Source organism: Pseudomonas sp. E6002, assembly GCF_013385565.1.
In the GTDB taxonomy this organism is placed as follows: Bacteria; Pseudomonadota; Gammaproteobacteria; order Pseudomonadales; family Pseudomonadaceae; genus Aquipseudomonas.
Map to the genome: position 1 here is coordinate 539,768 of NZ_JACAPT010000009.1, position 24,333 is coordinate 564,100.

Sequence of the window (24,333 nt, forward strand, 5' to 3'; positions counted from 1 at the left end):
GGCTTGCTCGCGAAGGCGTCAGGTCAGTTGACCCATGTATGACTGATACACCGCATTCGCGAGCAAGCCCGCTCCCACATTTAGTCCGCGTTCACTTCAATTAACTGTCCAGCGCTTTGTATTTTTCGCGCAGGTGGTTACGAATCCACACCGCCGACAAGTTGAGCGTGGCGATCACCAGCACCAGCAGCAAGGCGGTGGCGTACACCAGCGGCCGCGCGGCTTCGACGTTGGGGCTCTGGAAGCCGACGTCATAGATATGGAAGCCCAGGTGCATGATCTTCTGGTCCAGGTGCAGGTACGGGTAGTTGCCGTCCACCGGCAGCGACGGCGCCAGTTTCACCACACCCACCAGCATCAGCGGCGCCACTTCACCCGCGGCGCGGGCCACGGCGAGGATCATGCCGGTCATCATCGCCGGGCTGGCCATCGGCAGCACGATCTTCCACAGCGTTTCCGCCTTGGTCGCGCCCAGTGCCAAAGAACCTTCACGTACGGTGCGAGGAATCCGCGCCAGGCCTTCTTCAGTGGCCACGATCACCACCGGTACCGCCAGCAGCGCCAGGGTCAGGGATGCCCAGAGCAGGCCAGGCGTACCAAAGGTCGGTGCCGGCAAGGCCTCGGCGAAGAACAGCCGGTCAACCGAGCCGCCCAGTACGTACACAAAGAAGCCAAGGCCGAACACGCCGTAAACGATGGCGGGTACACCGGCCAGGTTGTTCACCGCGATGCGGATGATCCGCGTCAGGGTGTTCTGCTTGGCGTATTCACGCAGGTACACCGCCGCCAGCACGCCGAACGGGGTCACGATCATCGCCATGATCAGGGTCATCATCACGGTGCCGAAGATCGCCGGGAAAATCCCGCCTTCGGTGTTGGCTTCCCGTGGATCGTCGCTGAGGAATTCCCAGACCTTGCTGAAGTAGAAACCAACCTTGGTCATGTAGCCCATGGCGTTCGGCTGGTAAGCGTGCACCACCTTGCCAATGCCGATTTCGATTTCTTTGCCGTTGGCATCGCGGGCGGTCAGGCTGTCGCGGTTGAACTGGGTATGCAGGTCGGCCAGGCGGGCTTCGATATCCTTGTAGCGGTTGTTCAGTTCGGCGCGGCCGCTGTCCATGTCGGCCTGGGCGGTGGCGTCCAGCTTGCCTTCCAGCTCCAGCTTGCGACCGTGCAGGCGGATGCGTTCGAGGCCGGCGTTGATGGCGCCGATGTCGGACTTCTCGAGGGTCTTGAGCTGGGCCGCGAGCTTGTTGACGCGGTCCACGCGGGCTTGCAGTTCCGGCCAGGCCGCCTCGCCTTCGGCGATCACCTTGCCGTCCTGCTTGACGTTGACCAGGGTGCCGTAGAAGTTGCCCCACTCACGACGCTCGATGGCCATCAACTCGACCGGCTTGGTCTGGTTGGTCAGCCACTCGCCGACGATCCAGGTGAAGTCATTGCCGTTCAAGTCACGGTTGCCGACCTTGATCAGCTCGCGGGTCATGAACTCCGGGCCTTGGTCCGGCACCGGCAAGCCAGCGCTTTTCAGTCGCTCGCGGGGCACTTCTTCTTTCTGCACCACTTCGCCGACGACGATGTGATTTTCCTGGCCAGGCACGTTGTAGTTGGCCTGGATCAGGTCGGCCGGCCAGAAGTGGCCCAGGCCACGCACGGCGATCACGGCCAGCAGACCAATGGTCATGATGACCGCGATGGACACCGCGCCACCGCTGATCCAGACGCCTGGGGCGCCGCTCTTGAACCATCCATTCAGGGAGTTCTGTTTCACAGACTTCTACCTTTCTTAAAGCGACGAGTATTTCTTGCGCAGACGCTGACGAATCAGCTCGGCGAGGGTGTTCATGATGAAGGTGAACAGCAGCAGCACCAGCGCCGAGAGGAACAGCACGCGGTAGTGGCTGCCGCCGACTTCCGATTCGGGCATTTCCACCGCGACGTTGGCTGCCAGGGTGCGCAGGCCTTCAAACAGGTTCATCTCCATCACCGGCGTGTTGCCGGTGGCCATCAGCACGATCATGGTTTCACCGACCGCGCGGCCCATGCCGATCATCAGCGCCGAGAAGATGCCCGGGCTGGCGGTCAGGATCACGACGCGGGTCATGGTCTGCCATGGCGTGGCGCCCAGGGCCAGGGAGCCGAGGGTCAGGCCGCGCGGCACGCTGAACACGGCGTCTTCGGCGATGGAGTAGATGTTCGGGATCACCGCGAAACCCATGGCCAGGCCGACTACCAGGGCGTTGCGCTGGTCGTAGGTGATGCCCAGGTCGTGGGAGATCCACATGCGCATGTCGCCGCCGAAGAACCAGGTTTCCAGGTACGGGCTCATGTACAACGAGAGCCAGCCCACAAACAGGATGACCGGGATCAGGATCGCGCTTTCCCAGCCATCCGGGACCCGCAGGCGGATCGACTCAGGCAGGCGGCTGAAGACGAAGCCGGCCACCAGGATGCCAATCGGCAGCAGCATCAGCAGGCTGAAAATCCCCGGCAAATGCCCTTCGACATACGGCGCCAGGAACAGGCCGGCGAAGAAACCGAGGATCACCGTCGGCATCGCTTCCATCAACTCGATCACCGGCTTGACCTTGCGGCGCAGGCTCGGGGCCATGAAGTAAGCGGTGTAGATCGCAGCGGCAACGGCCAGTGGCGCGGCCAGCAGCATGGCGTAGAACGCGGCCTTCAGGGTACCGAAGGTCAGGGGCGCCAGGCTCATCTTGGGTTCGAAATCGGTGTTGGCGGCGGTCGATTGCCAGACGTATTTAGGTTCGTCGTAGTTTTCGTACCAGACCTTGCTCCACAGCGCGCTCCAGGAAACTTCCGGGTGCGGGTTGTCCAGCAGCAGCGGTTGAAGCTTGCCGCCGGCCTCGACGATCACCCGGTTGGCCCGTGGCGACATGCCGAAGATACCGTTGCCGTCGACCACCTGGTCCACCAGCAACGTACGGTGGGCAGTGCTGTGGAACACACCGAACTTGCCGGAAGCGTCGAGGGCGGTGAAGCCTTTGCGACGTTCTTCAGCAGTGATTTCAACGATAGGCGCGGTGCCCATCTGGAAGGTACGGATCTGCTTCAGGCGTTGTTCGCCGTCCGGGTCGCGGGCCATGAACCACTGCGCCAGGCCACCGCTGGAGTTACCGATGATCAGCGAGATGCCGCCCACCAGTTGGGTGCTGGCCGTGACTTGCGCCACGCCGTCTTCCAATAATTTGTAGCGACCGTTGAGGCTCTTGTCCCGCAGGCTGAAAACGTCGGCCTGGGCGCGACCGTTGATCACGTACAGCCACTGCTGGCGCGGATCAACGAAGATGGCTTTGACCGGCTCGGTCATTTGCGGCAGCTCGATGCGTTTCTGCTCGGTGGTGACTTCCTCGGTCATCATGTTTTCTTCACGGCTGATGGACAGCACGTTCAGATGGGCACCACTGGAACCAGCCACCACCAGCGTCGAGTCGGTCGCATTCAAGGCGACATGCTCAAGGGAGCGGCCCTGTTCGTCGAGGACGATCGGTGTTTCGCCGTAAGGGTATTCGACGGCGGGCGAGATGGTCTTCTTGCCGTCCGGGTACGACACTTTATAGGTGTGGCGGAACACCAGGGACTGGCCGTTGGACAGGCCCAGGATCACCAGCGGGCTGCCGGGCTGGTCTTCACCAATGGAGGCGACTGTCACGCCCGCCGGCAACGGCAGGTCAACGCGCTTGAGTTCGGCACCCGTGTCAACGTTGAAGAACAGCGCCTGGCCCTTGTCGGAAACCCGCATGGCGACCTGGTTCTGTTCTTCCATGGAGATCATCAGCGGCTTGCCGGCGTCCTGCAGCCAGGCAGGCGCCAGGGCCTCTTCCTTGGTCAGGTTGGCGCCGTGGAACAGCGGGGCGACCACGTAGGCGAGGAAGAAGAAGATCAAGGTGATCGCGCCCAGGACGGCGAGGCCGCCAATCAGCACGTACCAGCGGGTCAGGCGATCCTTGAGCGCGCGGATGCGGCGCTTGCGTTGCAGCTCAGGCGTATTGAAATCAATGCGCTTGGGGGGAGAAGTCGTCGTCATGGTGGAATTGGCCAGATCATTCATGCGCACACCCTAGCGATCCTGTATGACAGAAAGATGACAATGCAGTGACGCAAGAAATCCGCCGCGTAGCAGGGCTGGCAGCGGATTAAAAAATGGGAGGCGAGGTCCAGGTCTTACAGACCCCGCCCAGGCCTTGAACCGAGGTTAAACCGCGGTTCCAGGCAGGTTTACCGGCGGCTTATTTGCCACCTTCTTTCAGGCCCAGGTCAGCCAGTGCCTTGGCGGCAACTTTGGCTGGCAGCGGGATGTAGCCGTCTTTCACTACCACTTCCTGGCCCTGTTTGGACAGAACCAGCTTCACGAACTCGGCTTCCAGCGGGGCCAGAGGCTTGTTCGGGGCTTTGTTGACGTAGACGTAGAGGAAGCGCGACAGCGGGTATTTGCCGTTCAGGGCGTTTTCTTCGGTGTCTTCGATGAAGTCAGTGCTGCCTTTCTTGGCCAGGGCCACGGTTTTCACGCTGGCGGTTTTGTAACCGATGCCCGAGTAACCGATGCCGTTCAGCGAGGAGCTGATGGACTGCACAACCGACGCCGAACCAGGTTGTTCGTTCACGTTAGGCTTGTAGTCGCCTTTGCACAGGGCTTCTTCCTTGAAGTAGCCGTAGGTGCCGGATACCGAGTTGCGACCGAACAGTTGCACTGGCTTGTTGGCCAGGTCGCCGGTCACGCCCAGGTCGCCCCAGGTCTTGACGTCAGCCTTGGCGCCGCACAGACGAGTCGAGGAGAAGATCGCGTCGACTTGTTCCATGGTCAGGTGCTGGATCGGGTTGTCCTTGTGCACGAACACGGCCAGGGCATCCACGGCAACCGGGATCGCGGTTGGCTTGTAGCCGTACTTCTGCTCGAAGGCAGCCAGTTCGGTGTCCTTCATCTTGCGGCTCATCGGGCCCAGGTTGGAGGTGCCTTCAGTCAGTGCAGGAGGTGCAGTGGCGGAGCCGGCGGCCTGAATCTGGATGTTGACGTTCGGGTATTCCTTTTTGTAACCCTCAGCCCACAGGGTCATCAGGTTTGCCAGGGTATCGGAACCAACGCTGGACAGGTTGCCCGACACACCAGTGGTCTTCACGTAAGCCGGAATCGCCGGGTCAACACCAGCGGCTACCGCGTTAGCGGTCGCAACGCCAGCAGCGACAAAAGTCATTGCCGCCATCAAACGTTTCAGTTTCATGCCTTGCTCCTAGCAGATAGGGATAGTTGGATCGGGGCCAAGTATCGGTAGGCCGTGTGAACACTCTATGTCTGGAATATGACAATTAGATGAAAGGCCAGCATTTATGAAAAAGCTGACAGGAAGGAGAAACGCCAATAAATCCGGGGCTTGCGAGGAGGTTGGAGCGATTTCGTGGAAACAATCTGTAATCGTTGTAAGGCAAAATCTGTGGCGAGGGAGCTTGCTCCCGTTGGGTCGCGTAGCGGCCCCCAGAATGGAACGGCTGCGCAGTTCAACGGGAGCAAGCTCCCTCGCCACAAGGTTGTCCGGCAGTTTTCAAAAACGTGTCAGCGCCCGCGCTTCCACAGGTACCCACCCACCGCCATCCCCATCACGCACAGGGCCGCCACGTAGTAAGCAGGGCCCATCGGGCTTTCCTTCATCAGCAGCGACACCGCTAACGGCGTCAGGCCACCGAATACGGCGTAGGCGACGTTGTAGGAGAACGACAAACCGCTGAAACGCACCACCGGCGGGAACGCTTTCACCATGACATAGGGCACCACGCCGATGGTGCCTACAAACAGGCCGGTCAAGGCGTACAGCGGGAACAGCCAGTCCGGGTGAGCCATCAGGCTGTGATAGAGCGTCCAGGACGTTGCCAGCAACAAGGCACAACCGATGATCAGCACGCGCCCGGCACCAAAACGGTCGGCCAGGGCGCCGGAAGCAATACACCCCAGGCTCAGAGTGACGATGGCCAGGCTATTGGCCTGCAGCGCCACCGTTGGGCTGAAGTGGTAGATCGTTTGCAGCACGGTCGGCGTCATCAGGATAACCACGACCACACCGGCCGACAGCAGCCAGGTCAACAGCATCGACAGTACGATGGCGCCACGATGGTCACGCAACACCGCGCGCAACGGCAGCTCGGCCGCCAGGGTCTTGCGCTGCTGCATCTCGGCGAAGATCGGGGTTTCGTGCAGCCAGCGACGCAGGTACACCGACAACAGGCCGAACACGCCACCCAGCAGGAACGGAATGCGCCAGGCGTAATCCGACACCTGTTCCGGGCTGTAGAGCGTGTTGATGGCGGTGGCCACCAGCGAACCCAACAGAATGCCGGCCGTCAGGCCGCTGGTCAGGGTGCCGCAGGCATAACCGATGTGACGGGGCGGCACGTGCTCGGACACGAACACCCACGCGCCCGGCACTTCACCGCCAATCGCCGCGCCCTGGATCACGCGCATCAGCAGCAACAGGATCGGCGCCCACAGGCCGATCTGCGCGTAGGTCGGCAGCAGGCCCATGATCAGGGTCGGCACGGCCATCATGAAGATGCTCAGGGTGAACATCTTCTTGCGCCCCAGCAGGTCGCCGAAGTGCGCCATGATGATCCCGCCCAGCGGCCGCGCCAGGTAGCCGGCGGCGAAGATGCCGAAGGTCTGCATCATGCGCAGCCATTCGGGCATGTCCGCCGGGAAGAACAGCTTCCCGACTACCGTCGCAAAAAATACGAAGATGATGAAGTCGTAGAACTCCAGCGCCCCGCCCAAGGCAGACAGCGACAGGGTTTTGTAGTCGTTGCGGGTCAGCGGGCGCGACGGTTGCGCACTGCTTGCGGGCACGGAGGACATGGCAAGGCTTCTCTTATAGTAGTCAGGACGGCAAGCCCGGGACTTGCGGCAGGCTTGGCAAGATAGCAAATCGCTTGAAAAAGCACAGCGTTGAGCCGTTAACAGTTCAGATCCGCGAAATATTTCCGTAGCAGACGTGCAATTAATATGAGCAGGAGCACAGTTGCCGGAAAAAGCCGCGATACAGCGTCTATTTACCGACCAAATGAGCGTCGGGAGGTCGTCGTGACGCCGACGGCTCGATATACTCGGCCCTTGCAAGCGCCAGACCCGCATCCTTGAGGGGCTGCTGTGCCAAAACGCCGTTGGTTATACGCCAGCCGATTTGGCAGAGTTTCCCTTTAGTACGCCTTACGAGAAACGCATCGAGCGGTGTATGTTGGTGCTGAAACGTTTTTCCAGAAGACGGCTATCCACTTGAAATACCCATGAAGCGTCACGGGTCAGAGGCACCGGCATGATCGAACTCGAACAAGAAGATCCTATCCCGCAAGGCGATCTCGCCCTGCAAATCACCGCACTCCCGCGTGAAACCAACGGTTTCGGCGACATCTTCGGCGGCTGGCTGGTCGCGCAGATGGACCTGGCCGGCACCGCCATGGCGAGCAAGGTTGCCGGTGGCCGCGTAGCCACCGTGGCGATTGATCGCATGGCATTCCTGGTGCCCGTGGCCGTCGGCGCGCAGTTGTCCTTCTATACCCAGGCCCTGGAAATCGGCCGCAGCTCGATCCAGATGATGGTCGAAGTGTGGAGCGACGACCCGCTGTCCAGCGAATGGCGCAAAGTCACCGAGGCGGTGTTTGTGTTCGTTGCCATCGATGGCAGCGGCCGCACCCGCTCGGTTCCGTCGCGGGCGCGTTAAACATCGCGACGTTTTGACGGTCCATTGCCCCATTGTCTGCCATTGAGAGCGCGCGCCTATGTCTACGCCCAACATTGAAACCGTAAAACTGGATGAGCTGAACGCTTGGCGCATCCGCCACAACGGCGCCGAATTGGTGGTGGCCCAGCAAGGCGCGCACATCGTGAGTTACCAGCGCACCGGCGAGAAGCCGCTGATCTGGCCCAACGATCAGGTGCTGTTCAAGAAAGGCAAAGGCATTCGTACCGGCGTGCCGGTGTGCTGGCCGTGGTTTGGCGTATTCGACCGCAACCCGCAGAGCGTCAAGGCCATGTACCAGGGCGCCGAGCCGGCCGGTGCCCATGGTTTCGTACGGACCGCGGACTGGACGCTGGCTGGCGTGGAAGCTGAAGGCACGGCGTTGCGGGTTGAGCTGGAACTGCCGGTGCCTGAAGGCGGCTTCCCGGGTTGGCCGCATCAGGTTGACCTGAAGATGAGCATCCTGCTGGATGATCAACTGCACATCCGCCTGACCAGCCACAACCACGGCGCCGAGACCGTCAGCCTCAGCCAGGCGCTGCACAGCTATTTTGCGGTCAGCGATGTACGCAACGTGCAGGTCGACGGCCTGGACGGGCGGGACTATATCGATACCGCCGACGGCTGGACCCAAAAGCAGCAATCCGGGCTGCTGCACTTCACCGCCGAGACCGACCGCATCTACCTCGACACCCCGACTCAAGTGAACATCGTCGATAAAGACTGGCAGCGCCGCGTTCAGCTCACCAGCATAGGCTCGCATTCGACGGTGATCTGGAACCCGTGGACCGAACGTGCCAAGGCCTTCAGTGACATGGCCGACGACGGCTGGCAGGGCATGTTGTGCATCGAGACCGCGAATGTGCTGGACGATGTGGTGACGCTGGCGCCGGGTGAAAGCCATACCCTGGGCGTGAGCATCAGCGGTATCGCCCTGTAACCCCAATCAAAAATGTGGGAGCGGGCTTGCTCGCGAATGCGGTGTTCCAGTTAGTGCATGTGCTGACTGACACACCGCATTCGCGAGCAAGCCCGCTCCCACATTAGGTTCTGCATCAGATCAGAGATCCGATTCCTTGACCGCCCGCACCTTCCCCGCATCCAACGCATACGCCGCATCGGCCAGGTCATTGTTGACCTTCTCCACCTTCAGCGTGCCCGTCACCCACAGCGGCGTGTAGATGTCATCCAGCTTCAAGCCCTTGGGATAACGCACCAGCACCAACTGGTTGGGCGGCGGTGGCGGCACGTGGATGCAGGCGCCCGGATAAGGCACCAGGAAGAACAGCGTGCTGCGGCCCTTGGCGTCGGTTTCCAGCGGCACGGGGTAGCCGCCAATGCGAATATTCTTGCCGTTCATGGCAGCCACCGTCTTGGTGGAATACATAACCGCCGGCAAACCCTTGCTCTGCTTCAGGCCACCCTTTGCGGTGAACGTGCCTTGGGCTTCCGGGGAGTTGTGGTCGATTTCCGGCATTTCTTCGAGGGCTTTCTGGTCCGACTTGGGCATCAGTTCCAGCCAGTCGGTTTCCGGCAGTTCGCCAGCGTGGGCCAACCCGGTGCATAGAAGAAGGGATAACAGAAGACGGCGCATGGAGAGGCTCGGCAAGGATTACAGTGCCGGCATTCTAGCCCTCTGCGCCTGCGCAGCGCAGAGGGCCTGGTCGCTAAATTACTTCTTTTTCAGCAGACCGTAGATCACCAGCAGCACCACGGCACCCACCAGCGCACCAATGAAGCCTGCACCCTGGCCCGCCTGATAGATGCCCAGTGCCTGGCCACCATAAGTCGCAACCAGCGAACCGGCGATACCCAGCAGGATGGTCATGATCCAGCCCATGCTGTCGTCGCCTGGCTTCAGGAAACGCGCCAGCAGGCCGACGATCAAACCGATAAAGATGGTCCCAATGATACCCATGGCATTTCCCTCTGATTGAAGTGAATTCAGTCAAAGCCTAGTCAGACTTTGGCTTCCTGCAATCAGAGGGTGGCGGGTACCAATGGTTCCGCCCGGCCTTGGGTTATTGCTCGGCGATCAGCGCTTCGACCTTGAGGATCTGCGCTTGCAGCGTCGCGCGATCCTTGCAGCGCAGGTTGGCGTGGCCGACCTTGCGCCCGGCCTTGAACGCCTTGCCGTAGTGATGCAGATGGCAGTCATCAATCGCGATCACGCGATCAACCGGCGGCACCACGCCGATGAAGTTGAGCATGGCGCTCTCGCCGACTTTTGCCGTGGAGCCCAATGGCAAGCCCGCTACCGCCCGCAGGTGGTTTTCGAACTGGCTGCACTCGGCGCCTTCGGTGGTCCAGTGCCCGGAGTTGTGCACGCGCGGGGCGATTTCGTTGGCCTTGAGGCCACCGTCGACTTCAAAGAACTCGAACGCCATCACGCCGACGTAATCCAGTTGCTTCAGCACACGGCTCGAATAATCTTCGGCCAGGGCTTGCAGCGGGTGATCGGTGCTGGCCACGGACAGCTTGAGGATGCCGCTGTCGTGGGTGTTGTGCACCAGCGGGTAGAAACGCGTTTCGCCATCGCGGGCACGCACGGCAATCAGCGAGACTTCACCGGTGAACGGCACGAAGCCTTCCAGCAGGCAGGCGACGCTGCCCAGTTCGGCGAAGGTACCGACCACGTCGGCGGCGGTGCGCAGGACTTTCTGGCCCTTGCCGTCGTAACCCAGGGTGCGGGTCTTCAACACGGCCGGCAGGCCGATGGAGGCGACCGCGGCGTCCAGGTCAGCCTGGGACTGGATGTCGGCGAAAGCCGGTGTCGGGATGCCCAGGTCCTTGAACATGCTCTTCTCGAACCAGCGGTCACGCGCGATGCGCAAGGCTTCGGCGCTCGGGTATACCGGCACGAACTGCGACAGGAAGGCCACGGTTTCAGCCGGGACGCTTTCAAACTCGAAGGTTACCAGGTCGACTTCATCGGCCAATTGGCGCAGGTGATCCGGGTCGCTGTAGTCCGCACGCAGGTGTTCACCCAGGGCAGTTGCACAGGCATCTGGTGCCGGATCCAGGAAAGCGAAGTTCATCCCCAGCGGCGTACCCGCCAGGGCCAGCATGCGGCCCAGTTGGCCGCCACCGATTACACCGATTTTCATCAATCAACCACCTCAGGCAATGCGTGGGTCTGGATTGTCCAGGACGCTGTCTGTCTGCTCAGCACGGAATTTTTTCAGCGCCGCGTGGAACTGCGGGTGCTTGGCGCCGAGGATGCTGGCGGACAACAAGGCAGCGTTGATCGCGCCGGCCTTGCCGATCGCCAGGGTAGCCACCGGAATACCGGCGGGCATCTGCACGATGGACAACAGCGAATCCACGCCCGAGAGCATCGACGACTGCACCGGTACGCCCAGCACTGGCAGGTGAGTCTTGGCCGCACACATGCCTGGCAGGTGAGCTGCGCCGCCGGCACCGGCGATGATTACCTCGATGCCACGGGATTCTGCTTCATCGGCATACTGGAACAGCAAATCCGGAGTGCGGTGGGCGGAAACCACCTTCACTTCGTAGGGAATGCCGAGTTTTTCCAGCATATCGGCGGTGTGGCTAAGGGTGGACCAATCGGACTTGGAGCCCATGATCACGCCAACCAATGCACTCATCGTCGTGCCTCTTCTCTCTGGGCGCCCGCAGGCGCGTCAAAAAACAACAAGCCACGCGGGAAATCCAGCGTGGCTTGTTGTACGAATTAAGGCCGGTTGGACCGGCCGAAGGCCGCGCAGTATACCGTAATAACGCAGATAAACAGCCCCTGGAATGACCATCTGTCTTACACCTCAAACAGGCGGTTTTATTGACTTCCAGGTCAGCGAACACACCAGAAAACTAATGTGGGAGCGGGCTTGCTCGCGAATGCGGTGGATCAGCCACAGATGGGTTGACTGACACTACGCTTTCGCGAGCAAGCCCGCTCCCACATTTGATCTGTGTGGGCTCAGGTATTCTGCGCCGCGCCGCCTTCCAGCTTGCGCCACAACAACCGCACGTTCGCCTTGCGCACCAACGCACAGCGATACAACCGGATCTCCAGCGGCACATGCCATTGCGGGCCGCCGCACACCACCAGTTCACCCCGGGCCAGCTCGGCGCGCACGCTCAACTGCGGCACCCAGGCAATGCCCAAGCCCTCAAGGGCCATGCTTTTCAGGCTGTCGGCCATGGCGGTTTCGTAAATCGTGGTAAAGCGCAGCGCCCGCTGGCGCAGCAACAGGTTTACCGAGCGCCCCAGGAAAGCCCCCGCGCTGTAGGCCAGCAGCGGCACGCTGCCCTCGCCTTCCAGGTCGAACAACGGCTTGCCGTCGGCATCGGCGGCGCACACCGGCAGCATCTCGGTGTTGCCCAAGTGCAGCGACGGGAAGATCTCCGGGTCCATCTGCATCGCCGCATCCGGGTCGTAGAACGCCAGCATCAAATCGCAGCCGCCTTCACGCAGCGCATGCACGGCGTCGCCCACGTTGGTGGCGACCAACCGCGTGGCGATGTTCAGCCCTTCGTTGCGCAACTGCGCGATCCAGCGCGGGAAGAAACCCAGGGCCAGGGAGTGCGCCGCCGCCACTTGCATGACTTCACCCTGCCCGCCTTCCAGGTGATGCAGGTGGCGCAGCACCTCGCCGAGCTGCTCGACCACGGTCCGCGCGGTGACCAGGAACAACTGCCCCGCCGCCGTCAGTTCGACCGGCGTGCGCGAGCGATTGACCAGGGTCAGCCCCAGCGCCGCCTCCAGGCTGCGGATGCGCCGACTGAACGCCGGCTGGGTGACGAAGCGCCGCTCAGCCGCCTGGGAGAAGCTGCGGGTGGCAGCCAGGGCGCTAAAGTCTTCCAGCCATTTGCTTTCAAGGTTCATCACATCCTCCCGGGGCACGCACCATTTTGGCACACACGTCCGTCATGGTAACGGGGTCACACCGACATTATGCCGTTTATGCATAGGCCAGTGTTTAACAGCATTGGCCCAAAATCTCCTGCAAGCCTAGCATTCACAGCGTTCCGGCCTAGCCCGGGTCCATATCGAGATGATTTCCGTCATGTCCTCCGCTGCATCTTTCCGCACAGAAAAAGACCTGCTTGGCGTACTCGAAGTACCCGCTCAAGCGTATTACGGCATCCAGACCCTGCGAGCGGTGAACAACTTCCGTCTCTCGGGCGTTCCGATTTCGCATTACCCGAAATTGGTGGTCGGCCTGGCAATGGTCAAGCAGGCAGCTGCTGACGCCAACCGCGAGCTGGGCCAACTCAGCGAAGCCAAGCACGCTGCCATCAGCGAAGCCTGTGCCCGTCTGATCCGCGGCGATTTCCACGAAGAGTTCGTGGTGGACATGATTCAAGGCGGCGCTGGCACTTCAACCAACATGAATGCCAACGAAGTCATCGCCAACATCGCGCTGGAGGCCATGGGCCACAGCAAGGGCGAATACCAATACCTGCACCCCAACAACGACGTGAACATGGCGCAGTCGACCAACGACGCCTACCCGACCGCGATCCGCCTGGGTCTGCTGCTGGGCCACGACGCGCTGTTGGCCAGCCTCGACAGCCTGATCCAGGCGTTCGCTGCCAAGGGTGAAGAATTCAGCCACGTCCTGAAAATGGGCCGTACCCAGCTGCAAGACGCCGTGCCGATGACCCTCGGCCAGGAATTCCGTGCCTTCGCCACCACCCTCGGTGAAGACCTGGCCCGCCTGAAGACCCTGGCGCCTGAGCTGCTGACCGAAGTGAACCTGGGCGGCACCGCCATCGGTACCGGCATCAACGCCGACCCGCGTTACCAGGCCCTGGCCGTCCAGCGCCTGGCGACCATCAGCGGCCAGCCGCTGGTACCGGCTGCCGACCTGATCGAAGCCACCTCCGACATGGGCGCTTTCGTGCTGTTCTCCGGCATGCTCAAGCGTACCGCGGTGAAGCTGTCGAAGATCTGCAACGACCTGCGCCTGCTGTCCAGCGGCCCACGCACCGGCATCAACGAAATCAACCTGCCGGCGCGTCAGCCAGGCAGCTCGATCATGCCCGGCAAGGTCAACCCGGTGATCCCGGAAGCCGTGAACCAGGTGGCGTTCCAAATCATCGGTAACGATTTGGCGCTGACCATCGCGGCCGAAGGCGGCCAGCTGCAACTGAACGTGATGGAGCCGCTGATCGCCTACAAGATCTTCGACTCGATCCGCCTGCTGCAACGCGCCATGGACATGCTGCGCGAGCACTGCATCGTCGGCATCACTGCCAACGAAGCCCGCTGCCGCGAGCTGGTGGAACACTCCATCGGCCTGGTCACCGCGCTGAACCCGTACATCGGCTATGAAAACGCCACCCGCATCGCCCGTATCGCCCTTGAAAGCGGCCGCGGCGTGCTGGAACTGGTGCGCGAAGAAGGCTTGCTCGACGACGCCATGCTCGACGACATCCTGCGCCCCGAAAACATGATTGCCCCACGCTTGGTGCCTCTGAAGGCCTAAGCGTTTGTTGCACCGCTCACCAGGTTGAGGGACTAGACACCTCTCACCTTTTGAGGGCCTGAAGGCTCGTTCTTCAGGCCCTTTTTTTTGCCTCAAGGTTGTGAAATGACGCCAATAAAAACTCCAAGATCGCCCAACAAACCCGCCTTGCCCGTAACGCCTTGGCTGAAACCTTTAATCGCCTCGTGCAGACGGATCACCCACTCCTAGGTATAGTGCCGCCCCTCTTCGCGTCAGCGGTCGTCGGTAACGAGACCCTGGGAAGCGCGAAACCGCATGAATAACAACACCCGCAAAAGGATTGGGGTCGAAGCGTCGTGCACTGCCTGGTGCCGAGCGATGCGTCGGACCGTCCTGCGTTTGCCATTAGAAAAATCAGCGAGGAACACTCCATGCTAGAAGTCATCAACGACTTCCTCTCAGGGAAAGTATTGATCGTGCTCATTGTCGGGCTCGGTGGTTACTTCACGATCCGCTCGCGTTTCGTTCAGTTGCGTCACTTTTTCCACATGTTTTCGGTGTTTCGCGACAGCCTGAAAAGCAGCGCCGGCCAGCTCAGTTCGTTCCAGGCGCTGATGCTCAGCCTCGCCGGGCGCGTGGGTGCCGGCAACATCGCAGGCGTCGGCATTGCCGTGACCCTGGGTGGCCCGGGCGCCGTATTCTGGATGTGGGTCACCGCACTGGTGGGCATGTCTTCGAGCTTTATCGAGTGCTCCCTCGGCCAACTGTACAAACGCACCGACGCTGAAGGCACCTACCGTGGTGGCCCGGCGTATTACATCCAGCACGGCCTGCACAAACGCTGGCTGGGCATGGTGATGGCGTTCCTGCTGCTGGTGACTTTCGGCTTCGCCTTCAATGGCCTGCAAGCCCACGCCGTAACCCACTCGCTGAACAACGCATTTGGCCTCGACACCACCTACACCGGCCTGGCCCTGGCGGTGTTGCTGGGCCTGGTGTTCATCGGCGGGATCAAGCGTATCGCCTCGATCGCCGACCTGCTGGTGCCGGTCAAGACCCTGGTCTACATCGCGGTGACCCTGTACGTGATCGTGCTGCAATTCGACCACGTGCCGGCCATGCTCGCGACCATCGTCAAGAGCGCTTTCGGCCTCGACCAGGCCTTCGGTGGCCTGGTGGGCAGCGCGATCATCATGGGTGTGAAACGCGGCGTGTTCGCCAACGAAGCCGGCCTGGGCAGTGCGCCTAACGTGGCGGCAGTCGCCTCGGTTGAACACCCGATCGCCCAAGGCGTGGTTCAGGCGTTCAGCGTGTTCCTCGACACCTTCGTCATCTGCACCTGCACCGCGCTGCTGATCCTGCTCTCGGGCTTCTACACCCCGGGCTTTGAAGGCGACGGCATTGCCCTGACCCAGAACTCCCTGGCGGCGGTGGTGGGTGACTGGGGCCGGATGTTCATCTCGGTGGCCCTGGCGTTGTTCGTGTTCACCTCGATCATGTACAACTACTACCTCGGCGAGAGCAACCTGCGCTTCATCGTAGGCGACAACCGCAAGGTGCTGATGGGCTACCGCGCGCTGGTGCTGGTGCTGATTTTCTGGGGTTCCATCGAGAACCTGAGCACCGTGTTCGCCTTCGCCGACATCACCATGACCATGCTGGCGTTCGTCAACCTGTTCGCCCTGGCGTTCCTGTTCAAGATCGCCATGCGCATCCTGAATGACTACGACGGCCAGCGTGCTGCGGGCATCAAGACCCCGGTGTTTGATTCCAGCAAGTTCCCGGACCTGGACCTGGACCGCAAGGCCTGGCCGGCGAATCCGGTGAAGCCTGAGCCAGCCGCTCAAGCGACGGCAGAACTGAACGCTCAAGCGCAACGCTAAACCTAGATAGATGACACGCCGCCCGGCCTTGGGCATGCTCTGGGCCCGGCGGCGTTTTTCGTTCAGGAGATTCTTCAATGCAACCAGCCAACAACGTCATGGTGCTCTACACCGGCGGCACCATCGGCATGCAGGCCAGCGCCAACGGCCTGGCCCCCGCTTCGGGGTTTGAAGCGCGCATGAGCGAAGCCCTCGCCCAACTGAATATGCCAGCCTGGCGCTTTCGGGAAATGTCCCCGCTGATCGACAGTGCGAACATGACCCCCGCCTATTGGCAGCGCCTGCGCGCCGCCGTGGTTGAGGCGGTGGACGAGGGTTGCGACGCCGTACTGGTGCTGCACGGCACCGACACCCTGGCCTACAGCGCCGCGGCCATGAGTTTCCAACTGCTGGGCCTGCCCGCGCCGGTGCTGTTTACCGGCTCGATGCTGCCGGCCGGTGTGCCCGACAGCGATGCCTGGGAAAACGTCAGCGGTGCGTTGGCAGCCCTGGGCCAAGGCCTGGCGCCTGGCGTGCAACTGTACTTCCACGGTGCACTGATGGCCCCGACCCGTTGCGCGAAAATCCGCAGTTTTGGTCGCCACCCGTTTGCCGCGTTGCAGCGTAACGGCGGCGTCGCCCAAGCCGAGTTGGTTCCGGCGGCGCTGCATTACCGCCAGCCCAAGGCGCTGGCCAATGTGGGTGTGCTGCCACTGGTGCCGGGCATCGCCGCCGCGCAATTGGACGCGTTGATCGACAGCGGCATCCAGGCGCTGGTGCTGGAATGCTTCGGCAGCGGCACCGGACCGAGCGACAACCCGCAGTTCCTCGCCAGCCTGCAGCGCGCGCAGGATAACGGCGTGGTCGTGGTGGCAATCACCCAATGCCATGAAGGCGGTGTGGAGCTGGACGTGTACGAAGCCGGCAGCCGCCTGCGGGGCGTCGGGGTGTTGTCGGGTGGCGGGATGACCCGTGAAGCCGCGTTCGGCAAGCTCAATGCGTTGATCGGCGCCGGGCTGGACACCGCCGAAATCCGCCGCCTGGTCGAACTCGACCTGTGCGGCGAACTGAGCTGACCGGCATATAACTTGCTCCTCTTCCAGCCATCCCCTGGCTGGAAGCACCCATGTTGCACTCCCACCTCACCACCCTCAATGCCGTCTCGTTGGTGCTCAATACCTTCAAGGCCGAAGGCCAACCCGCCGAGGCCTTGCTGGCCGGCAGCGGTATTTGCGCGGCGGACTTGAGCCGCGCCGACACCCGCATCACCACCAACCAGGAGATGCGCGTGTGCGCCAACGCCGTGGCCCTGCGCCGGGATATCGGCCTGGAGCTGGGCCGGCAAATGCACGTTTCTTCCTATGGCATGCTCGGTTACGCACTGCTCACCAGTGCCACCTTCGGTGACGCTTTGCGCCTGGCGCTGCGGTATCCGGCGCTGCTGGGAACACTTTTCGAGCTGGACCTTGAGGACGACGGCACGCGCATCTGGTTCAGCGCCGCGGATTACCGGGAAAATCCGGCGCTGGAAACGTTCAACGTCGAACTCTGCCTGGCCTCGTTGAAGGTGATCTGCGACGACCTGCTGGGGCATGCCCTGCCGCTGCTTGCGGCGCGCTTTGAACACGACGCCCCGGATTACCGCGCACGGTACGCCGAAATCTTTGCCTGCCCGCTGCAATTCGGCGCCATCGCCAACGCGTTTGCCTTCGACCGAAGCTGGCTGGACCAGCCCCTGCCATTAGCCGACGCCGTCACCCACCAGGCCATGGCCGAGCGCTGCCGCAAGCAAAACACCGAGTTCACCGGGCGCCAGGCCTGGCTGGGCAAGATTCGCCACCTGCTCGCCAGCCAACTTAGCGCCGCGCCGGGCGTCGACGGCCTGGCCGAGCAGATGAACTGCTCCCCGCGCACGCTACGCCGGCACCTGCATGACTTGGGCTGCAGCTATCAGGAGTTGCTGGACGAGCTACGCTTCGAGCGGGCCAAGCGATTGCTGGGCGAGGATGAGCTGCCCATTTACCGAATTGCCGAGGCGCTGGGCTTCAGCGAAACCGCGAGTTTCCGTCACGCCTTTGTTCGCTGGAGCGGCGTCGCACCCAGCCAGTTCCGCCCCTGAAGCCACTTGCTGGGGCACGGCCGCGCCATTTCGGGGCGAATTGCGGTCACACACTTTGGCCATATTTATCCCCTTTTGGCCGCTCCTGCCATTCTCATTAATCCCACCCGCCGCAAGACTGGACTCACCGATTCAGCCTGCGGAGAACAACAATATGCTGACGATCTACTCGGACGATCACCACCTGCACCATGGCCGGTGCGAGTTGATGGACGGGCAACTGATGCCCTGTTTCGAAATGCCCTCGCGCGCCGACCATGTGTTGCAACGGGTCAAGGACCGCGAACTGGGCCCGGTGCAAGCGCCTGAGGATTTTGGCCTGGCGCCGCTGCAACGTATTCACAGCCCCGCGTACCTGGACTTCTTCAAAGGCGCCTGGCAACGCTGGACGGCATTTGGCCAGGACGGAGACTTGCTGCCCTACACCTGGCCCGCACGCACCTTGCGCCGGGTCATCCCCACCAGCCTGCACGGCCAGCTCGGCTATTACAGTTTCGACGGCGGCGCGCCGATCACCGCCGGCACCTGGCAAGCGGCCTACAGCGCGGCGCAAGTCGCTCTCACCGCGCAACAGGCGATCCAGCAAGGCGCCCGCAGTGCCTTCGCCCTGTGCCGTCCGCCCGGGCACCACGCCGCCAGCGACTTGATGGGCGGATATTGCTACCTCAACAACGCGGCGATCGCAGCCCAGGCGTTTCTCGACCAGGGCCACACAAAGGTGGCCATCCTCGACGTGGACTACCACCACGGCAACGGTACCCAGTCGATTTTCTACGAGCGCGACGATGTGCTGTTCACCTCGATCCACGGCCATCCGGAGGCGGAATTTCCGTTCTTCCTGGGCTACGCCGACGAGTTGGGCGAAGGCGCCGGTGAGGGTTTCAACTTCAACTATCCGTTGCCCGCAGGTTCTGGCTGGGACCGCTGGAGCGCCGCGCTGGAGCAGGCCTGCGGGGATATCGAGCGCTACGGCGCCGACATCATCGTGGTCTCGCTGGGCGTCGACACCTTCAAGGACGACCCTATCTCCCAGTTCAAGCTCGACAGCCCCGACTACCTGGCGATGGGCGCGCGAATCGCCCGCCTCGGCAAACCGACGCTGTTTGTGATGGAAGGCGGCTACGCCGTGGAAGAAATCGGCATCAATGCCGTCAACGTTCTCGAAGGTTTTGAGGGATTCGCCCAATGAACATGCTCAAGCATCTCGTCCTCTGCGCCGCCGTGCTGAGCGGGGCCGCGCACGCCGAAGAAAGAACCCTGCGGGTCTACAACTGGTTCGACTACATCACGCCCAAGGCCCTGGAGGATTTCAAGGCGCAGAACCCCAGCGTCAAGCTGGTCTACGACATCTTCGACACCAACGAAGCCCTGGAGGCCAAGCTGCTGACCGGCAACTCCGGCTATGACGTGGTGGTGCCGTCCAACGTGTTCCTGGCCAAGCAGATCGAAGCCTCGGTGTTCCAGCCGCTGGACCGCAGCAAACTGCCCAACTGGAACCACCTCGATCCCAAGTTGATGAAGCTGATCGAGGCCAACGACCCCGGCAATAAATTCGCCGTGCCGTACATGTACGGCACCATCCTGATCGGCTTCAACCCGGACAAGGTCAAGGCCGCGCTGGGGGCCAACGCCCCCGTGGACAGCTGGGACCTGATCTTCAACGTAGAGAACATCAGCAAGCTCAAGCAATGCGGCGTGGCGCTGCTGGATTCGCCGTCGGAAATCCTGCCGCTGGCCTTGCAGCACCTGGGCCTGGATCCCAACAGCAGCAACCCGGCGGACTATGTCAAAGCCGAAGCACTGCTGATGAAGATCCGCCCGTACATCACCTATTTCCATTCGTCCAAGTACATGGCTGACATTGCCAACGGCGACATCTGCGTGGCGGTCGGCTATTCCGGCAGCTTCTCCCAGGCCGCCAACCGCGCCAAGGAAGCCAGGAACGGTGTGACCGTGGACATGCGGCTACCCAAAGAAGGCGCGCCGATCTGGTTCGACATGCTCGCGATCCCCAAAGGCGCCAAGGACCCGGAAGACGCCTACGCCTTTATCAACTACCTGCTGCAACCGGGCGTGATCGCGCCGATCAGCGATTTTGTCGGTTACCCCAACCCCAACAAGGACGCCACCGGGTTGGTGGATCCGGCGATTCGCAACAACCCCAACCTGTACCCGACCGAGGCGGCCATGGCCACGCTGTATACCCTCAAGCCCCTGGGACGTGACGCCGAACGAGCCAGGACCCGCGCCTGGACCAAGATCAAGTCCGGCACCTGATCGGTTGCCGCCGGTTGCGCCTCAGTGCGCAACCGGCGCGCGCCAAACCTGGCCCAAGCGCTTCAACGCCTGGCTGATCTGTGCCTCGGGCACGGCAGCAAACCCCAACACCAATCCGGCACGCTGATCCTGCGGCGTGAGTGACTCCGGCAACCAATAGCTGCTCAAGCCATTGACCTCCACACCCACTGCCGCCGCCTGTTGGATCAGCGCCTGTTCCCGCGCCAGGCTGTCGACCCGAACGGTCAGGTGCAGCCCGGCCGCCACCGACGGCAGGCGGCCAACGCCTTCAATGTCGGCGGGCCATTCGGCCAATAGCGCATTGAGCCGGCTCTGCGCGGCGCGGCGCATGCGGCGTACATGGCGCTGGAAATGCCCGGTCGCCATGAACTCCGCCATCACCGCCTGAGTGCTGACTTCCGAGTGGCGCACGTCCACCGCGCGGCGCCGGGCAAAGGCCTGGACCAGGCCGACCGGCAACACCAGGTAGCCCAGGCGCAGCGCCGGAAAGGCCACCTTGCCGAAAGTCCCGACATACAGCACCCGCCCCGTGCGATCGAGGGCCGCCAGTGGCGCCAGGGGCGCGCCGCTGTAGCGGTACTCACCGTCGTAGTCATCCTCGACGATCCAGCCGCCCGTACGCTCGGCCCAGGCCAGCAGTTCCAGGCGCCGGGCCAGGCTCATCACCACGCCGGTGGGGTATTGATGGGACGGGGTGACGTAGGCCAGGCGGCAACCGCCGAGGCGGTTCAAGGCAGCGCAGTCGATGCCCTCGCTGTCCACCGTCACGCCATGCAATTGGCCACCCGCCACCGCGAACGCATGGCCTGCTGCCCGATACCCCGGATTCTCGATGGCAACCTCATCGCCGGGCTCCACCAGCAGCTGTGCACAAAGGCTGATTGCCTGCTGCGCGCCACTGGTGATCACTATTTGCTCAGCCGTGCACTGCATGCCGCGAGAACTGCGTAGATAGGCCGCAATCAATCCACGCAGGCGCGCGTCGCCCGCCGGGTCGCCGTAACACAACTGCTGCAAGTCCGGCTTGCGCCAGAAAGCCGCATTCAGCTTGGCCCACACGTCAAACGGGAACAGATCGAAAGCCGGTACGCCCACCCTGAAAGCCCTCGGCGGACCACTGGGCGGAAGCGCCAAATGATTGTTTTCCACCCGCGCCAGCGCACCGCTGTGGATAACTTGACTGGACGAAAAAACAGGTAAATCCGGCCGTTTTGTGGATAAACCTGGGGATAAGCCTGTTGATAACCCTGTGGACACTTTTGTGGATAGTTTTTTTTCGGCCGTCGGTGTCTGCGGCAATTGCGCCACATAGGTGCCATCACCCACGCGGCCCTCAATAAATCCTTCGGCGTACAGTTGGTCGTAGGCGCGAACCACACTGTTGCGCGAGATAGACAGTGCCGCCGCCAGGTCACGGCTGGCGGGGAGCCGGGTGCCACTGACCAACCGGCCATCCAGTACCCGCTGGCGCAGCGCCTGATAGAGCTGGCGGGTGAGTCCCTGGCGTCGGTCCAACTCGATACCCGCCGGGTTGAACGAGAGCGGTGGTTCTAGCGCAGGCATGGAATTGGACCTATAAAATTGACTGTAGATGGCTCTTACAACGAACCAATAGCCTGCCTAGGATGCAGGCATTCGCCAAGGAAAATCTTCATGTACACACCACGCGCCTTTGCCCTCGATGACTTGCCTGAAATCCAGCAACTGATCCAGCACACGCGCCTGGCGCAACTGGTGACCTTGGGCGAACAAGGCCTGCAAGCCAGCCATTTGCCGCTGCTGCTCAACCCGGATGAAGGGCCCAACGGCACCCTTTACGGGCACATGGCCAAGGCCAATCGCCAATGGCAGGACCTGCAAAATGGCGGCGAGGCCCTGGTGATTTTTGCCGGCGCCGAGGCCTACGTCAGCCCGGCGTTCTACCCGGCCAAGGCCGAACACGGCAAAGTGGTGCCGACCTGGAATTACATCGCGGTACACGCCTACGGCACCGGCGAAGTGTTCACCGACGCCGAGCGCCTGCTCGAGCTGGTCAGCGCCCTCACCGACCGCCATGAAGGCAATCGCGCCCAACCCTGGAAAGTCAGCGACGCCCCGGCCGACTACATCGACGGCATGCTCAAGGCCATTGTCGGCTTTGCCCTGCCGATCCAGCGCCTGGAAGGCAAACGAAAACTCAGCCAGAACCGCAGCCCGGCGGACATCGCCGGTGTTCGCGACGGCCTGGCTGCCAGCACCGACGTACGCGACCAGACCCTCGCCCGCTTTATTCCCAAGGAGCCATCATGAGCCAGATCGAAATCCGCCAGGTCAGCGCCGCCGACCACGCCGCTTGGTTGCCCCTGTGGCAAGCCTACCTGCGCTTCTACAACACCGAGCTGCCCGACGCCGTCAGCCAGAACACCTGGCAACGCTTGATCGACGCCAATGAGCCGACCCACTCGGCCCTGGCCTGGCAGGACGGCAAGGCCGTAGGCATGGTCAATTTCATCTACCACCGTTCCAACTGGAGCATCGAGAACTCCTGCTACCTGCAGGATTTGCTGGTAGATCCGGCCCAGCGCGGCACCGGCGTCGGCCGCAAGCTGATCGAATTCGTCTACGCCACCGCCAAGGCCGACGGTTGCTGCAAGGTCCACTGGCTGACCCACGAGACCAACGCCACCGCCATCCAGCTGTACGAACGCATCGCCGAACGCCCCGGTTTTATCCAGTTTCGCAAAGGTCTTTAAGGAGAAGCACAGCATGACGACATCATTGGCCGACTGGAAAGGTGTCCCGGCGCCCACCGTCACCCTTATCGAAGGGCGCTTCGTGCGCCTGGAAAAACTCGACCCGGCCCGCCACGGCGATGACCTGTTCAACGCCCTGCAAGGCCCCGGCGCGGATCCGAAGCTGTGGGACTATTTGCCTTACGGCCCATTCCCCGAGCGCGCCGCCTTCGATGCCTGGCTGAACAACCACGCGTCCCACAGCGACCCGTACTTCTTCAGTGTGATCGACAAGGCCAGCGGCGAGGTGCAAGGCATCCTCAGCCTGATGTCCATCGTGCCCGAGCAAGGCCGTATTGAAATCGGCCACGTGACCTTCGGCGCCCCGATGCAACGTTCACCGAAAAGCACCGAGGCGGTGTACCTGCTGGCCAGGCACTCGTTTGAGTTGGGCAATCGTCGCCTGGAGTGGAAGTGCAACAACGCCAACGCCCGCTCCAAAAATGCCGCCGAGCGGTTGGGTTTCAGTTTTGAAGGGGTGTTTCGCCAGCACACCGTGGTCAAGGGCCGCAACCGGGATACGGCGTGGTACTCGATCCTGGATGGGGAATGGCCGGCGATTGGGGCGGGGTTTGAGCGGTGGCTGTCAGATGCCAACCAGACCGGTTCGGGACAGTTGAAAACGCTGGTGGAGTGCCGTACCTAAGCCACCCTGCCACCCTCTGGCAAATGTGGGAGCGGGCTTGCTCACGAAAGCGGTGTATCCGTCACAAATGTATTGACTGACCCACCGTCATCGCGGGCAAGCCCGGCTCCCACATTGTATCTTCAGCGTATCCGGGCCTTGTGCTCAGCCGAGGCGAATAGGCGAGCATCTATAGATCAAACACCACGCCATCGCCTTTTCCTACAAGCTTCTGCGAACCTTCACCACTCCCATCTTCAACCCAAACGGCCTGAACACTGCGTTCAACGACTTCAGCGTCTGATTGCCCTCGCCATGTTCGATATGCACCAGCGTGCGTACGGAGATTTTGCACATCTTGGCAAACTGGCTCTGATGCAGCCCAGTGACTTCCGTTCGCAGCCGGCGTACCGCCTCGGCTATTTCCAGCGTTCCCTCGGCCAATGCATCCTGAATGCTTTCGATCAACCGGGTTCGTTCTTCAACCGTCAGGCTCATTT

General features: G+C 62.0%; 22 protein-coding genes. 11 read left to right on the forward strand and 11 right to left on the reverse strand.

Annotated elements, in window-relative coordinates:
- Window positions 1-100: 100 nt before the first annotated feature.
- The 4 genes from pstA to HX815_RS08825 form a co-directional block, all read right to left on the reverse strand.
- Complete coding sequence (gene pstA, locus HX815_RS08810) at window positions 101-1,771, reverse strand: phosphate ABC transporter permease PstA (protein ID WP_008439475.1); 1,671 nt, start codon at window positions 1,769-1,771, stop codon at window positions 101-103.
- A 15-nt stretch (window positions 1,772-1,786) separates the two neighbouring features.
- Window positions 1,787-3,820, reverse strand: coding sequence for an ABC transporter permease subunit (locus tag HX815_RS08815; protein ID WP_173406109.1), 2,034 nt, complete (start codon window positions 3,818-3,820; stop codon window positions 1,787-1,789).
- 430 nt (window positions 3,821-4,250) lie between these two features.
- On the reverse strand, window positions 4,251-5,240 hold the full coding sequence (locus HX815_RS08820) for a phosphate ABC transporter substrate-binding protein PstS (protein ID WP_076013198.1): 990 nt from the start codon (window positions 5,238-5,240) through the stop codon (window positions 4,251-4,253).
- A gap of 329 nt (window positions 5,241-5,569) precedes the next feature.
- Entirely contained in the window at window positions 5,570-6,859 is a 1,290-nt protein-coding gene (locus HX815_RS08825) for an MFS transporter (RefSeq protein ID WP_003213403.1), read from the reverse strand.
- A gap of 457 nt (window positions 6,860-7,316) precedes the next feature.
- Between HX815_RS08825 and HX815_RS08830 the strand changes: the two genes are divergently transcribed.
- Together HX815_RS08830 and HX815_RS08835 are read left to right on the forward strand one after the other, a co-directional pair.
- The gene (locus HX815_RS08830; RefSeq protein WP_003176975.1) at window positions 7,317-7,721 is read left to right on the forward strand and encodes an acyl-CoA thioesterase; all 405 of its coding nucleotides are present in this window, start codon (window positions 7,317-7,319) and stop codon (window positions 7,719-7,721) included.
- A gap of 58 nt (window positions 7,722-7,779) precedes the next feature.
- Complete coding sequence (locus HX815_RS08835; protein ID WP_177028072.1) at window positions 7,780-8,679, forward strand: D-hexose-6-phosphate mutarotase; 900 nt, start codon at window positions 7,780-7,782, stop codon at window positions 8,677-8,679.
- A gap of 120 nt (window positions 8,680-8,799) precedes the next feature.
- Here the strand turns inward: HX815_RS08835 and HX815_RS08840 are convergent, their stop codons facing one another.
- The 5 genes from HX815_RS08840 to HX815_RS08860 form a co-directional block, all read right to left on the reverse strand.
- On the reverse strand, window positions 8,800-9,333 hold the full coding sequence (locus HX815_RS08840; protein ID WP_023659290.1) for a DUF3299 domain-containing protein: 534 nt from the start codon (window positions 9,331-9,333) through the stop codon (window positions 8,800-8,802).
- Window positions 9,334-9,411: 78 nt separating this feature from the next.
- Entirely contained in the window at window positions 9,412-9,657 is a 246-nt protein-coding gene (locus HX815_RS08845; protein WP_003213408.1) for a GlsB/YeaQ/YmgE family stress response membrane protein, read from the reverse strand.
- A 103-nt stretch (window positions 9,658-9,760) separates the two neighbouring features.
- Window positions 9,761-10,846, reverse strand: a complete 1,086-nt coding sequence (locus tag HX815_RS08850; protein ID WP_177028073.1) for a 5-(carboxyamino)imidazole ribonucleotide synthase — start codon at window positions 10,844-10,846, stop codon at window positions 9,761-9,763.
- Window positions 10,847-10,858: 12 nt separating this feature from the next.
- Complete coding sequence (gene purE, locus HX815_RS08855) at window positions 10,859-11,350, reverse strand: 5-(carboxyamino)imidazole ribonucleotide mutase (protein WP_003213411.1); 492 nt, start codon at window positions 11,348-11,350, stop codon at window positions 10,859-10,861.
- A 332-nt stretch (window positions 11,351-11,682) separates the two neighbouring features.
- On the reverse strand, window positions 11,683-12,591 hold the full coding sequence (locus tag HX815_RS08860) for a LysR substrate-binding domain-containing protein (RefSeq protein WP_003213413.1): 909 nt from the start codon (window positions 12,589-12,591) through the stop codon (window positions 11,683-11,685).
- A 181-nt stretch (window positions 12,592-12,772) separates the two neighbouring features.
- Between HX815_RS08860 and aspA the strand changes: the two genes are divergently transcribed.
- The 6 genes from aspA to HX815_RS08890 all read left to right on the forward strand — a co-directional run bounded on the left by aspA (window position 12,773) and on the right by HX815_RS08890 (window position 20,416).
- The gene (aspA, locus tag HX815_RS08865) at window positions 12,773-14,197 is read left to right on the forward strand and encodes an aspartate ammonia-lyase (RefSeq protein ID WP_003213415.1); all 1,425 of its coding nucleotides are present in this window, start codon (window positions 12,773-12,775) and stop codon (window positions 14,195-14,197) included.
- Between the two features lie 392 nt (window positions 14,198-14,589).
- On the forward strand, window positions 14,590-16,041 hold the full coding sequence (locus HX815_RS08870) for a sodium:alanine symporter family protein (protein ID WP_003213417.1): 1,452 nt from the start codon (window positions 14,590-14,592) through the stop codon (window positions 16,039-16,041).
- A 77-nt stretch (window positions 16,042-16,118) separates the two neighbouring features.
- The gene (locus HX815_RS08875; protein WP_177028074.1) at window positions 16,119-17,096 is read left to right on the forward strand and encodes an asparaginase; all 978 of its coding nucleotides are present in this window, start codon (window positions 16,119-16,121) and stop codon (window positions 17,094-17,096) included.
- A gap of 50 nt (window positions 17,097-17,146) precedes the next feature.
- Entirely contained in the window at window positions 17,147-18,139 is a 993-nt protein-coding gene (locus tag HX815_RS08880; RefSeq protein WP_177028075.1) for an AraC family transcriptional regulator, read from the forward strand.
- 154 nt (window positions 18,140-18,293) lie between these two features.
- Window positions 18,294-19,328 (forward strand): histone deacetylase family protein, encoded by a 1,035-nt coding sequence (locus tag HX815_RS08885; protein ID WP_008439485.1) that lies wholly within the window; start codon window positions 18,294-18,296, stop codon window positions 19,326-19,328.
- Window positions 19,325-20,416, forward strand: coding sequence for a polyamine ABC transporter substrate-binding protein (locus HX815_RS08890; RefSeq protein WP_008439486.1), 1,092 nt, complete (start codon window positions 19,325-19,327; stop codon window positions 20,414-20,416). Before HX815_RS08885 ends, HX815_RS08890 begins: the two co-directional genes overlap by 4 nt.
- A 21-nt stretch (window positions 20,417-20,437) precedes the next feature.
- Here HX815_RS08890 and HX815_RS08895 read toward each other — a convergent pair whose 3' ends face one another.
- Entirely contained in the window at window positions 20,438-22,000 is a 1,563-nt protein-coding gene (locus tag HX815_RS08895; RefSeq protein WP_177028076.1) for a PLP-dependent aminotransferase family protein, read from the reverse strand.
- Between the two features lie 90 nt (window positions 22,001-22,090).
- On the opposite strand from HX815_RS08895, the gene HX815_RS08900 reads away from it, so the two are divergent.
- Genes HX815_RS08900 through HX815_RS08910 form a run of 3 tightly spaced genes read left to right on the forward strand, consistent with a single transcriptional unit; the run spans window position 22,091 to window position 23,854 of the window.
- Entirely contained in the window at window positions 22,091-22,726 is a 636-nt protein-coding gene (locus tag HX815_RS08900) for an FMN-binding negative transcriptional regulator (RefSeq protein ID WP_134327550.1), read from the forward strand.
- A complete protein-coding gene (locus HX815_RS08905) occupies window positions 22,723-23,169 on the forward strand; it encodes a GNAT family N-acetyltransferase (RefSeq protein WP_003213433.1) in 447 nt (148 codons plus the stop codon). Before HX815_RS08900 ends, HX815_RS08905 begins: the two co-directional genes overlap by 4 nt.
- A 13-nt stretch (window positions 23,170-23,182) precedes the next feature.
- Complete coding sequence (locus HX815_RS08910) at window positions 23,183-23,854, forward strand: GNAT family N-acetyltransferase (protein ID WP_102370186.1); 672 nt, start codon at window positions 23,183-23,185, stop codon at window positions 23,852-23,854.
- 201 nt (window positions 23,855-24,055) lie between these two features.
- Here HX815_RS08910 and HX815_RS08915 read toward each other — a convergent pair whose 3' ends face one another.
- Window positions 24,056-24,331, reverse strand: a complete 276-nt coding sequence (locus tag HX815_RS08915; RefSeq protein WP_087694596.1) for a helix-turn-helix domain-containing protein — start codon at window positions 24,329-24,331, stop codon at window positions 24,056-24,058.
- Between the last annotated feature and the right edge of the window lie 2 nt (window positions 24,332-24,333).